Genomic DNA, 11,974 nt, shown 5'->3' with positions numbered 1-11,974 from the left:
GTTCAGTTCCTGCGCGGGCGCAGGCCGTACATACCCCCGTCGACGGCCAGCGCCGTCCCCGTGGTCGAGCCGGACAGCGGGCTCGCCAGGTAGGCCACAGCGTGCGCGACCTCGTCGGCCGACACCAGCCTGCCGATCGGCTGACGTGCCCGCAGCGCGGCGCGCTCGGCGTCGGGGTCGGCCGCCGAGTCCAGCAGCCTGCCCACCCACGGCGTGTCGACCGTGCCCGGGCAGACGCAGTTGACGCGGATGGCGTCGGCCAGGTGGTCGGTCGCCATGGCCAGCGTCAGGCCCAGCACCGCGCCCTTGCTGGCCGAGTACAGCGCGCGGCCGGGCAGCCCGGCCCAGGCGGCGATCGAGCAGGTGTTGACGATGGCCGCCGCGTCGGACTCGCGCAGGTGCGGCAGCGCGGCCCGGCTGACCCTGGCCATGCCGACCACGTTGACGTCGAGCACCCGGTGCCATTCCTCGTCGGAGTTGGCGGCGACGTCGCCCTGCGCGCCGATCCCGGCGTTGTTGACCAGCACGTCGAGGCGGCCGAACCGCTCGACCACCCCGGCGACGGCGGCGGTGACCTCGGCGTCGTCGCCGACGTCGCAACGGAAACCGCCGTCGGGCGGGTTCAGGTCGAGGACCGCGACCCGTGCGCCGCGGGCGGCCAGCGTGGCCGCGACCGCCGCGCCGATACCCGACGCGCCGCCGGTGACGATCGCGACGCGGCCGTCGAACTCTGCCGTGGTCATCGTGCGTTCTCCGTCCATTCGGGACCGTCGGGGAAGCGGAACCGCCGCAGGGTGGCGTCGTGCATCCGGGCGGAGAAGCCCGGCTCGGCCGGTGCGAGGTAGTGACCGTCGCGGACCACCGCGGGGTCGGTGAAGTGCTCGTGCAGGTGATCAACCCACTCGATCACGCGATTCTCCGTGCTGCCCGACACCGCGACGTAGTCGAAGAACGACAGGTGCCGCACCAGCTCGCACAGGCCCACGCCACCGGCGTGCGGGCAGACCGGGACGCCGAACTTGGCCGCCAGCAACAGGATGGCGATGTTCTCGTTGACGCCGCCGACCCGGCAGGCGTCCAGTTGCAGCACCGAGATCGCGCCCGCCTGCAACAGTTGCTTGAACATCACCCGGTTGGCGACGTGCTCACCGGTGGCCACCAGGATCGGCGCGACACCGTCGGCGATCGCCTTGTGCCCCAGCACGTCGTCGGGCGAGGTGGGCTCCTCGATCCAGTACGGCCGGTACGGCGCGAGTGCCTCCATCCAGCTCACCGCGGCGCCGACGTCCCAGCGCTGGTTGGCGTCGACGGCGATGCGCACGTCCGGCCCGACGGCCTCGCGGGCCAGCTTCATCCGGCGGATGTCGTCGGTGAGGTCACCGCCGACCTTCAGTTTGATCATGTCGAAGCCGTCGGCGACGGCCTGCTCGGCCAGCCGGGTCAGCTTCGCGTCGCCGTAGCCCAGCCAGCCGGGCGAGGTGGTGTAGGCGGGGTAGCCGCGTTCGGCGATGTCCGCGGCACGCCGTGCCCGGCCCGGCTCGGCCGCCCGCAGGATCTCCAGCGCCTCGTCCTCGGTGAGCGCGTCGGTGAGGTAGCGGAAGTCGACCTGCCCGGCGATCTCCTCCGGGGTCATCTCGGCCAGGAACCTCCACAGTGGACGCCCGGCCCGCCGGGCCGCCAGATCCCAGCCCGCGTTGACCACGGCGCCGACCGCCATGTGCGCAACGCCCTTCTCCGGGCCGAGCCAGCGCAGCTGCGAGTCGCCGACCAGGTCGGCGGACAGCGCGGCCAGCTGCGCCGCGGTCTCCGGCACCTCGCGGCCGACGACGTGGTCGGCCAGCGCGGCGATGGCCGCGGCCTGCACGTCGTTGCCGCGGCCGATGGTGAAGGTCAGCCCGTAGCCGTCCGGGCCGCCGTCGGTGTGCAGCACGACGTAGGCGGCCGAGTAGTCGGGATCGGGGTTCATCGCGTCCGAGCCGTCCAGTTCCCGCGAGGTGGGGAACCGGACGTCGAGGACCTCCATGCCGGTGATACGCGCCATCGCCGTCAGCCCTGCTCGACGCGCTGTCGCTGGGTGCCGAGCCGGTCGATCTCCAGCTCCACCACGTCGCCCTCGCGCAGGTAGGGCCGCGGCCGCGGCTGGCCGAGCGCGACGCCCTCCGGGGTGCCGGTGTTGATCAGGTCGCCGGGGCGCAGCACCATGAACTGGCTCAGGTAGTACACGCAGTAGGCGACCGTGAAGATCATGTCCGCGGTGCTCGAATCCTGCTTGCGGGCGCCGTTGACCGACAGCCGCAGGCCGAGTACCTGCGGGTCGCCGACCTCGTCGGCCGGGACCAGCCACGGCCCGAGCGGGTTGAAGTTCTCGCAGGACTTGCCCTTGTCCCACTGGCCGCCGCGGTGCAGCTGGTACTCGCGCTCGGACACGTCGTTGGATACCGCGTATCCGGCGACGTGGTCCAACGCGGCCTCGGGACCGTCCAGGTAGCGGGCGGTGCGGCCGATGACGACGCCCAGCTCGACCTCCCAGTCCGTGTGGGTGGACCCGCGCGGCAGCAGGATCGGGTCGTTCGGGCCGACCACAACGTCGGGCGCCTTCATGAACACCACCGGCTCCTCGGGGATGGCCCCGCCGGTCTCCTCGGCGTGGCGGCGGTAGTTCAGGCCGATGCAGACGACCTTGCCCGGCTGCGCGATCGGCGGTCCGGTGCGCAGGCCGGTGCCGTCCGCGGCCGGCAGCTCGCCCGCCGCGAGCGCGGCGCGCGTCCTGGCGATACCGTCGTCGGCGAGGAAGGTGCCATCGATGTCGGTGGTCAGCGGGCTCAGGTCGTGCAGGCCGCCTCCGTCGGCACGGACGTAGGGACGTTCCGCTCCTGGCTCACCGAGGCGCAACAGCTGCACGGGCCCATCCTCCCAGCGATCCTCTTCTGTAGACATCCGATGTATACAGCAATTGGAACGCTGGATCTAGAGCCCGACCGGGCAATGTTCTCGAATTGATCCGATGAGTGCCGACGGGCGCTTACGGCAGGCGCTTCGTCAGGCCGGCCGTCAGGCGCTGGTAGCCGGCGCCGAAGAGCCTGGGCAGCAGGTCCACCACGCGGGCGTCGCCGCCGACGAGGATCTTCGGCTTGCGCCGCTGGACGCCCCGCAGGATGGTGCTCGCCGCGCGCTCGGCCGTGGTCCCGGCGATCCGGTCGAACGCCCGCGCCGACTCGGCCCGCTCGGCATCCGGGATGCCGCGGGCGTCCCGGACGATGTTGGTCCGCACGCAGCCGGGGTGCACACTGCTCACGCCCACCCGGTGCCCGCCGGCCAGCATCTCCTGCCGCAACGCCTCGGTGAAGCCGCGCACGCCGAACTTGGTGGCGCTGTAGGCCGCCTGGCCCGGAACGCCGATCAGGCCGAACATGCTGGAGACGTTGACCAGGTACGCCTCGTCCGCGGCGATCAGGTGCGGCAGGAACGCCTTGCTGCCGTGCACGACGCCCCAGAAGTTGATGCCGACGATCCAGTCCAGGTCGGCCCACTCCGCCTCGGTGATCTTGCCGCTCAGCGTGACCCCGGCGTTGTTGACCACCAGCTCGACGCGGCCGAAGTCGCCCGCGACCTGATCGGCGTGGGCCAGCACGGCGGCCCGGTCGCTGACGTCGAGTACGTACCCGCGGGCCGTGGCGCCCAGCCCGGCGCACTCGTCGACGACGGTGCCCAGCCGGTCGCCGTCGACGTCGGACAACGCCAGCTCGGCCCCGCGCGCGGCGAGGTCGCGGGCCAGTGCCCTGCCGATGCCGGACCCCGCGCCGGTCACCACCGCGACCCTGCCGGTGAACTCCCTCATCGCCGCTCCCGTCCGGTGAGGCTCACGAATCTAGTGTCAGCTCGGGGGCGAGGCCGATCTGGGTGAGGATGCCGAGCATGTCGTTGTAGACCCGCTCGCACACCAGCGTCGGGCCCTCGAACAGGAACAGCGCGGCCGCGCGGATGCGGAACTCCTTGCCGGTCGGCGGCTCCCCCGCGATGCTGCCCCGGTGCGTGCCGAGCAGCCAGAACTCGGCGATCACCGCGTCGTCGGCGTGGTGCAGCGCGATCAGCTCGTTGCGCTGGTCGGGGAAGATCTCCCGGGTCCTGGCGTAGTAGGCCGACACCTGCTCGGCACCGTCGTAGACCTGGCCGGTGGCCACGATCTCGTAACGCGGGTGGTCGAAGGTGGCCAGCGTGGTGTCGAACTCGTGGGTGTTCTCGGACTCCATGTGCTCGCGCACGAGAGCCTCGCGGGCGGCACGCAGGTCGGCGGTGATCGTCATGGCGGCCACTCCAGCACGCACGGCCCGCCCGCGCCAGCGAATGCCAGTGAATTACCAGGACTGCTACAGCGGCAGCCGCTTCGCCACCCCGGCGACCAGCCGCTGGTACCCGGCGCTGAGCACCCGGGGCAGCGCGTCGATCAGGTACGCGTCCGGGCCGACGAGGATCCTCGCCCGGTCCCGCTGCACGCCGCGCAGGATGGTGCGGGCGGCCCGTTCCGGGCTGGTGCGGGCGACCCGGTCGAACAGCTTCGCGGCGCTGGCCCGCTCGTCGCCGGGCAGCCCACGGGCGTCACGGGCGATGTTCGTGCGCACGCCGCCGGGGTGCACGCAGCTCACGCCGACCCGGTGCCCGGCCACCACCATCTCCTGCCGCAGCGCCTCGGTGAAGCCGCGCACGGCGAACTTGGTGGCGTTGTACGCCGACTGCGTCGGCACGCCGATCAGGCCGAACACGCTGGAGATGTTGACCAGATGGCCCTCCCCCGCCGCGATCAGGTGCGGCAGGAACGCCTTGCTGCCGTGCACCACGCCCCAGAAGTTGACGCCGACGATCCAGTCCAGGTCGGCCCAGTCCATCTCGGCGACCGTGCCCTTGAGCGCGACACCTGCGTTGTTCACCACGAGTTCCACCCGGCCGAACTCCTCGGCGACCCGGTCCGCGTAGGCCAGGACGGCGGCGCGGTCACCGACGTCCAGTGCCTGCCCGCTGACCTTCGCGCCCAGCGATTCGCACTCGGCGACGACGGCGGACAGCCGCTCGCCGTCGACGTCGGACAACGCCAGCTGCGCGCCACGGACGGCCAGGTCACGTGCCAGTGCCCGGCCGATGCCGGACCCCGCGCCGGTGACGACCGCGACCCGGTCGGTGAACTGCCTCATCGCCGCTCCCCTGGGGATACCGTCGGTATGTGTTACTTCGAGTAATATACACACATGTCTGACCACGATCTGGTGTTGTTCGGGGCGACCGGGTTCACCGGCACGCTCGTCGCCGAGTACCTCGCCCGCGCCGCCCCCGCCGGCCTGCGCTGGGCACTGGCCGGCCGCAACACCGCCAAGCTCGCCGCCGTACGCGACCGGCTCGGCCCTGCCCACGCGGACGTCCCGCTGCTGCGGGCCGACGTCGCCGACCCGGACTCGCTGCGGGCGGTCGCCCGGTCCACGCGTGTGGTGGCCACGACCGTCGGCCCCTACCTGCGCCACGGCGAGCCGCTGGTCGCCGCGTGCGCCGACACCGGGACCGACTACCTGGACCTGACCGGCGAGCCGGAGTTCGCCGACCGCGTCTACCTGCGCCACCACGAACGGGCCGTCGGCACCGGGGCCCGGCTGGTACATGCCTGCGGGTTCGACTCCATCCCCTACGACCTGGGCGCGCTGTACACGGTGGACCGCCTGCCCGCCGGGGTGCCCATCCGGCTGGACGCCTACCTGCGGGTGGGCGCGGCGTTCTCCGGCGGCACCTACGCCTCGGCGCTGACGGCGGCCTCCCGCCTGCTGCCGATGCTGCGGACGGCACGGGAACGGGCCCGCGTCGAGGGCCTGCCGATGCGGCCGCTGTCCGGTGTGCCGCACCGCGAACGCGGTACCGGCAACTGGGCGGTGCCGATGCCGACGATCGACCCGCAGATCGTGGCCCGCTCGGCTGCCGCCCGCGGGTACGGCGGCGGCAGCTTCCGGTACCGGCAGTACGCCACGGTGCGGCGGCTGCCCGCGCTGGTGGCCGGTGTCGCCGGGCTGACCGCCGTCGCGGCACTGGCGCAGGTTCCGCCCGCCCGCCGGGCACTGGAGCGCCTGCAGCCGTCCGGGAACGGGCCCAGCGCCGAGCGCAGGGCGAAGTCGTGGTTCGCCGTCCGGTTCACCGGCGAGGGCGGCGGGCGCCGGGTGGTCACCGAGGTGTCCGGCCGCGACCCCGGCTACGACGAGACGGCCGTGATGTTCGGGGAGTCGGCCCTGTGCCTGGCCACCGACGACCTGCCGGAGACCGCGGGCCAGGTGACCACGGCGACCGCCATGGGCCAGGCCCTGATCGACCGCCTGGTCGCGGCAGGCCTCACCTTCCGCACCCTGGACGAGTGAGCATTACCGTCCCGATGTGAACATTGATGTACACTCACTCTCGTGACGGATCACGAGAGCGGCTGGCGCCGTCAGCTGCCGGTCATCGGACTGCTCGGCGCGACCGGGCTGTCCGTCACCGGCAACGGCATCGTCAACCTGGCCATCCCGTGGCTGGTGCTGGAGCGCACCGGCAGCGCCGCGCTGGCCGGGCTGATCGCCGCGGCCACGCTGGGGCCCATGGCGCTGTCCTCGCTGCTCGGCGGTGCGCTGATCGACCGCTGGGGCAGGCGCAGGCTGAGCATCGGCGCCGACATCCTCAGCGGCCTCGCCGTGGCTGCGCTGCCGCTGCTGGACCGCACGCTGGGACTGACCGGCGTGACGATCGCGGTCCTGGTCGCGCTGGGCGCGGTGTTCGACGGGCCGGGCATGGCCGCGCGCGAATCGCTGCGCCCCGACGTCGCCAGGACGTCCCGCACGCCGCTGGAGCGGATCAACGCCTGGGGTGAGGCACTCGACGGCATCGGCAACATCGCCGCGCCCGGCATCGGCGGCGTGCTGATCGCGCTGGTCGGCGCGTCCAACACGCTGTGGGTCACGGTCGCCATGTTCGCCGGCGCGGTGCTGCTGACCACGTTCACCATCCCCGCCGACGTGCGTGGCACCGAGCCGCCGCAGCGTTACGTCCACGCCGTACTGGAAGGCCTGCGGTTCGTCTGGCGCACGCCGGTGCTGCGCGGTACCGGGCTGACGGCCATGGTGCTGGTGATGTTCCTGGCGCCGATCCCGATCGTGCTGACCGTGGTGCTGCAGCGGGCCGGGCAGCCCGAGCAGCTGGGCCTGGTGACGGCGATGTTCGCCGTCGGCGGGGTCGCCGGTGCGGTGGTCTACGGCATCGTGGCGCACCGCCTGCCGCGCCGGCCGGTGCTGTTGTGGGGCCTGACGTTCTGCTCGCTGGGCATCGCGGCGTTCGGCCTGTTCGACTCGGTGCTCGGGATGACCGTGCTGGCCACCCTCGTCGGCGTCGCCGCCGCCCCGGTCAACCCGATCACGGCCGTGGTCATGCAGGAGCAGACCCCGGAACGGCTGCGTGGCCGCGTGATCGGCAGCGTCGGCTCGATGGCGTTGCTGGCCGGCCCGCTCGGCACCACCGCGGCCGGACTGCTCGTGGAGAACCTCGGCGTGGCACAGACCTGGCTCGTGGTCGGTGCCGGCTGCCTGCTCTCGGCAGGCTACGCCGCCCTGGCCCCCGGCATGCGCGACCTGTCCGCGCCCCTGGCTCGCCAGATGCCGTGAAGGCACAGTCGGGTGCCGGGCAGGGCGAGGTGGGTGGGCTCGAGTGCAGAACTCGTGTGCCGGAACGCAGAACTCGCGTGCGTGCGCGCAGAACTCACGATGTGGACCGGGTTCCCGCCTCGTGCCGGTCGGCTGTGTGAGCGGTCCGTTCGCGCGAGTTGTCCGTTCCGGACCCGCGAGTTGCGCATTCCCGCCCGTCTGGTCCCACTGTCCGGCATGCCGGTTCCAGACTGCGAGACCGGCACGGTTTCGCGGGGCCGAACGGGCCGGTCGCGCGCCCTGCTGGTCCGGAGCGCGAGTGTCGCATTCCCGACCAGTCACTGTGCCGTGAAGGCTCCCTTCACTACGTCAGACGTCGAGGTCCCGGCAATGTCGTGGGCAGCGACGGTCTGGGTCCGTGGGCAGGGGCGCTGTGGTTGCGTCTCGCGCAAGTATGGTGCCGTTGCTGGCGGCGGGGTGCGGGGGTGTTGTCTCGTTCGTGGTGGCTGGTGGGGTGGGTGTGCTGGCTGGTGCCGGTGTGGCAGGTGTGCCCGCGTGGCGGGTTCGCGTCAGGTAGGTGAAGGCCACCTTCATCACGTCTGGCGACAGGAGCTCGGCCTTCACGCGATCCCAGGTGTCCCGCTGGCATCACAGGCCACGGCAGCCCCACCAGCCACACCCGTAAAGCAGCGAGGGAGCTTTACTACCCTTCTTCGCCAGTAAAGCTCCCTTGCTCACGCCCGGCGCCCGACTTCGCCGGGACCCTGACATCAGACGCAGTGAGGGCCCCCTTCACGGCACCAGCACCACCCGCAGGACAGCGAGGGAGCTGGGCGGCGGACGGGCACGGCTAGGTCACGGCGAGGATGCGCTCCAGGAAGTCCGCGATGTGGCGGCGCAGCAGCTCCGCGGCGCCGTCCGCGTCGCCCTTGCGGGCCGCCGCCAGTACCGCCTTGTGCTCGTTCCATTCCTTGCGCCAGCTGGGATTGGCGTCCCAGCCGACGATGCTGATCAGCGCGGAGCGGTCACGCAGCTGGTCCAGGATGTCGATCAGCAGCGGGTTGCCGCAGCCGGCGTAGAGGGCGCGGTGGAACGTGCGGTTGAGCAGGCTCAGCTCGGCGTGATCCCGGTCGGGCAGCGCGGCCTGCGCTGCCTTGAGCGCCTCGGCCGCCTCGTCGACGACGGCCGGATCGCCGCGCTGCACGGACCGCCGCACCGCCTCGGGTTCGAGCATCAGCCGCAGGTCGAACACGTCCCTGGCCATGGCGGCGTCGACGACGCACACCGACGCGCCCTTGTATGGGCTGAACGTCACCAGCCCGGAGTTCGACAGCACCTTGAGCGCCTCGCGCACCGGCGTCTTCGACACGCCGAGCCGCTGCGCCAGCTCGGCCTCGACCAGCGGCTGGCCCGGCCGCAGTTCCCGGGTGAGGATGCCCCGGCGGATCTCCTCGAGCACGACCTCGGTCCGCGAGGCTGGCAGGCTGAACGTCCCTGACATCGGTTCTCACTCCGGTTCGGCGGGCGGTGGTGGAATCAAATCTACGCGGTGGTCACGTCATATATCATATGGCACATGCAGGAGCTTCCCACGAGTTTCACCGCATTGCGGGACAGGCTGGCCGGCGTGGTCGCGATTCCGGTCACGCCGTTCGACGCCGGCGGCGGGATCGACGAACCGGCACACCGCAAGATCGTCACCCGGATCGTCGACGGCGGGGTCGGCGTGGTCACCCCGAACGGCAACACCGGCGAGTTCTACGCGCTCAGCGCGCCGGAGGCCCGCACGGCGCTGGAACTGACCGCGGACGCGGTGGGCGGCAGGGCGACGATCGTCGCGGGGGTCGGTCATGCCGTGCCCGACGCCGTCGCCGCCGCGCGGCACGCCCGCGACCACGGCGCGGAGGCGATCATGGTCCACCAGCCGGTGCACCCGTACGTCTCGCTGGACGGCTGGGTCGACTACCACCACCGCATCGCCGAGGCGGTGCCCGAACTCGGCGTGGTGCTGTACGTGCGCAGCACCCGCGTCGACGGCGCCGCACTGGCCCGGCTGGGCGCGCTGGCGCCCAACGTGATCGCGGTGAAGTACGCCGTCCCCGACCCGGTGCGGTTCGCCACGGTCGCCGGCGACGCCGGACGGGACCGGTTCGTCTGGATCGCCGGGCTCGCCGAGCTGTCCGCGCCGGGTTACTTCGCCGTCGGCGCGACCGGCTTCACCTCCGGGCTGGTCAACGTCGCCCCGGCGCTGCCTGCCGAGCTGCTGGCCGCGTTGCGGGCAGGCGACACCGCGGCAGCCACCCGGGTCTGGGACCTGATCCGGCCGTTCGAACAGCTGCGTGCGGACGGCGATTCGGAGAACAATGTGAGCGTGGTCAAGGAAGCCCTCGCCCAGCTGGGCATCTGCCGCCGGGACGTCCGCCCGCCCAGCCGCGTGCTCGGCGAGTCCGGCCGCGCCGGGGTCGGCGCACTGCTGGCCACGTGGGGCCTGCTGTGAGGGCTGTGCGACCCGGGGACCTGCGCAGTCACCGCTGGTACGGCGGCGACGAGCTGCGGGACTTCAGCCACCGCACCCGGACCCGCCAGCTCGGCATCAATCCGGAGGAGCACCTGGGCAAGCCGGTCATCGGGATCCTCAACACGTGGAGCGACATCAACCCCTGCCACATGCACCTGCGGGAGCGGGCCGAGCAGGTCAAGCGCGGCGTGTGGCAGGCGGGTGGGTTCCCGCTGGAGTTCCCGGTCGCCACGCTGTCGGAGACGTTCCAGAAGCCGACGCCCATGCTGTACCGCAACCTGCTGGCGATGGAGACCGAGGAGATCCTGCGCTCCTACCCGATCGACGGCGCGGTGCTCATGGGCGGCTGCGACAAGACGACACCGGCGCTGCTGATGGGCGCGATCAGCGCCGGGCTGCCCGCGATCTTCGTACCGGCCGGGCCGATGCTGCGCGGGCACTGGCGTGACGAGGTGCTGGGCAGCGGCACCGACATGTGGAAGTACTGGGACGACAAACGGGCAGGCCTGATCGGTCAGCGTGAACTGGACGAGCTGGAACGCGGCCTGGCCCGCTCCCCCGGCACCTGCATGACGATGGGCACCGCGTCGACCATGACGGCGGCCGCCGAGGTGCTCGGGCTCACCCTGCCCGGGGCGTCGTCCATCCCGGCCGTCGACTCCGCCCACCACCGGATGGCCGCGGCCAGCGGGGCGCGGATCGTCGGCATGGTGTGGGAGGACCTGCGCATCGGCACCGTGCTCGACGAGCGTGCCTACGCCGACGCGGTCACCGCGGTGCTGGCGCTGGGCGGGTCGACCAACGCGCTGATCCACCTCGTCGCCATGGCCGGGCGCGGGCAGGTCCCGCTGTCGCTGGACGACTTCGACGCCACCGCACGGCGGGTGCCGGTGCTGGCGAACCTGCGCCCGTTCGGCGAGTTCCTGATGGAGGACTTCTACTACGCGGGCGGACTGCGCGGGCTGCTGTCGCGGCTGACCGACCTGCTGCACACCGATCGCACGACCGTCACCGGCAAGACGCTGGCCGACGATCTCGCCGGCGCCGGGGTGTACCGCGACGACGTCATCCGGCGCCGCGACGACCCGGTCGCCGCCGAGGGCGGAGTGGCCGTGCTGCGCGGGAACCTGGCGCCCGGCGGCGCGGTGATCAAGCACATCGCCGCACAGCAGGACCTGTTGCGGCACACCGGTCCCGCCGTGGTGTTCGACGACTACGCCGACCTCAAGCGGCGGATCGACGACCCGGCACTGGAGATCACCGAGGACTCCGTGCTGGTGCTGCGCGGCAGTGGCCCGCAGGGCGGACCGGGAATGCCCGAATACGGCATGCTGCCGATCCCGGAGCGCTTGCTGGCCAAGGGAGTCCGCGACATGGTCCGCATCTCCGACGCCCGCATGAGCGGCACCAGCTACGGCGCGTGTGTCCTGCACGTGGCGCCGGAGTCACACGTCGGCGGGCCGCTGGCACTGGTACGGGACGGCGATCCGGTCATTCTGGACGTACCCGGCCGCAGGCTCGAACTGGATGTTCCGGATGCGGAACTGGCGGCGCGGCGGGCCGCGTGGACGCCGCCGCCACCGAAGTTCGAGCGTGGTTACGGAGCGCTGTACTCCAGTCACATCACTCAGGCCGATGTGGGCTGTGACTTCGACTTTCTCGCTCGTGCGGGCCACAATCCCGAGCCCGATCCACGCTGAGAACCGTTCGTTCGGCTCACCCTTTCGGCCGCTTGCCGCATCCCGCACCAGGGTGAGCTGAAGTCGTGATAATGGCGCCCCGTATCTTGGGGACCGACGCCGACGATCCGCACGGC

At 72.0% G+C, this 11,974-nt stretch carries 11 protein-coding genes; 4 read left to right on the top strand and 7 right to left on the bottom strand.

The window, feature by feature from the left end; translation table 11 throughout:
- Positions 1–2: 2 nt before the first annotated feature.
- From EWH70_RS28640 to EWH70_RS28615, 6 genes are all read right to left on the bottom strand, one after another.
- Complete coding sequence (locus EWH70_RS28640) at positions 3–743, bottom strand: SDR family NAD(P)-dependent oxidoreductase (protein WP_130478639.1); 741 nt, start codon at positions 741–743, stop codon at positions 3–5.
- Positions 740–2,041, bottom strand: a complete 1,302-nt coding sequence (locus EWH70_RS28635) for an enolase C-terminal domain-like protein (RefSeq protein WP_130478638.1) — start codon at positions 2,039–2,041, stop codon at positions 740–742. The genes EWH70_RS28640 and EWH70_RS28635 overlap by 4 nt, the downstream gene beginning before the upstream one ends.
- Positions 2,042–2,046: 5 nt before the next feature.
- Positions 2,047–2,901, bottom strand: coding sequence for a fumarylacetoacetate hydrolase family protein (locus EWH70_RS28630; RefSeq protein ID WP_130478637.1), 855 nt, complete (start codon positions 2,899–2,901; stop codon positions 2,047–2,049).
- A 121-nt stretch (positions 2,902–3,022) separates the two neighbouring features.
- Positions 3,023–3,838: an SDR family NAD(P)-dependent oxidoreductase gene (locus EWH70_RS28625; RefSeq protein ID WP_130478636.1), complete on the bottom strand. Its 816-nt coding sequence runs from the start codon at positions 3,836–3,838 to the stop codon at positions 3,023–3,025.
- Between the two features lie 22 nt (positions 3,839–3,860).
- Entirely contained in the window at positions 3,861–4,304 is a 444-nt protein-coding gene (locus EWH70_RS28620) for an ester cyclase (RefSeq protein WP_130478635.1), read from the bottom strand.
- Positions 4,305–4,367: 63 nt separating this feature from the next.
- Positions 4,368–5,186, bottom strand: a complete 819-nt coding sequence (locus tag EWH70_RS28615) for an SDR family NAD(P)-dependent oxidoreductase (protein WP_130478634.1) — start codon at positions 5,184–5,186, stop codon at positions 4,368–4,370.
- Positions 5,187–5,240: 54 nt separating this feature from the next.
- On the opposite strand from EWH70_RS28615, the gene EWH70_RS28610 reads away from it, so the two are divergent.
- A complete protein-coding gene (locus tag EWH70_RS28610; protein ID WP_130478633.1) occupies positions 5,241–6,386 on the top strand; it encodes a saccharopine dehydrogenase family protein in 1,146 nt (381 codons plus the stop codon).
- A 42-nt stretch (positions 6,387–6,428) separates the two neighbouring features.
- Complete coding sequence (locus tag EWH70_RS28605) at positions 6,429–7,661, top strand: MFS transporter (RefSeq protein WP_130478632.1); 1,233 nt, start codon at positions 6,429–6,431, stop codon at positions 7,659–7,661.
- 829 nt (positions 7,662–8,490) lie between these two features.
- Here EWH70_RS28605 and EWH70_RS28600 read toward each other — a convergent pair.
- On the bottom strand, positions 8,491–9,141 hold the full coding sequence (locus tag EWH70_RS28600; protein ID WP_130478631.1) for a GntR family transcriptional regulator: 651 nt from the start codon (positions 9,139–9,141) through the stop codon (positions 8,491–8,493).
- Positions 9,142–9,216: 75 nt separating this feature from the next.
- Here EWH70_RS28600 and EWH70_RS28595 point away from each other — a divergent pair, with 75 nt between their 5' ends.
- Positions 9,217–10,137 carry a dihydrodipicolinate synthase family protein gene (locus EWH70_RS28595; RefSeq protein WP_130478630.1) on the top strand — a complete coding sequence of 307 codons (921 nt, stop codon included), beginning with the start codon at positions 9,217–9,219 and terminating at the stop codon, positions 10,135–10,137.
- 5 nt (positions 10,138–10,142) lie between these two features.
- Positions 10,143–11,858 (top strand): L-arabinonate dehydratase, encoded by a 1,716-nt coding sequence (gene araD / locus EWH70_RS28590; protein WP_130478629.1) that lies wholly within the window; start codon positions 10,143–10,145, stop codon positions 11,856–11,858.
- Positions 11,859–11,974: the final 116 nt, after the last annotated feature.

The sequence above is a fragment of the Amycolatopsis suaedae genome (assembly GCF_004214935.1).
Taxonomy (GTDB): Bacteria; Actinomycetota; Actinomycetes; order Mycobacteriales; family Pseudonocardiaceae; genus Amycolatopsis; species Amycolatopsis suaedae.
The sequence above is the reverse complement of the archived record's forward strand: the minus strand, read 5'-3'. Positions and strand labels throughout refer to the sequence as shown.

Excerpts from the sequence above, each read along its gene's own strand:
- EWH70_RS28595 (WP_130478630.1), top strand. The coding sequence starts at position 9,217 with ATGCAGGAGCTTCCCACGAGTTTCACCGCATTGCGGGACAGGCTGGCC.
- EWH70_RS28600 (WP_130478631.1), bottom strand. The coding sequence starts at position 9,141 with ATGTCAGGGACGTTCAGCCTGCCAGCCTCGCGGACCGAGGTCGTGCTC.
- EWH70_RS28620 (WP_130478635.1), bottom strand. The coding sequence starts at position 4,304 with ATGACGATCACCGCCGACCTGCGTGCCGCCCGCGAGGCTCTCGTGCGC.
- EWH70_RS28625 (WP_130478636.1), bottom strand. The coding sequence starts at position 3,838 with ATGAGGGAGTTCACCGGCAGGGTCGCGGTGGTGACCGGCGCGGGGTCC.
- EWH70_RS28640 (WP_130478639.1), bottom strand. The coding sequence starts at position 743 with ATGACCACGGCAGAGTTCGACGGCCGCGTCGCGATCGTCACCGGCGGC.
- EWH70_RS28635 (WP_130478638.1), bottom strand. The coding sequence starts at position 2,041 with ATGGCGCGTATCACCGGCATGGAGGTCCTCGACGTCCGGTTCCCCACC.
- EWH70_RS28610 (WP_130478633.1), top strand. The coding sequence starts at position 5,241 with ATGTCTGACCACGATCTGGTGTTGTTCGGGGCGACCGGGTTCACCGGC.
- EWH70_RS28615 (WP_130478634.1), bottom strand. The coding sequence starts at position 5,186 with ATGAGGCAGTTCACCGACCGGGTCGCGGTCGTCACCGGCGCGGGGTCC.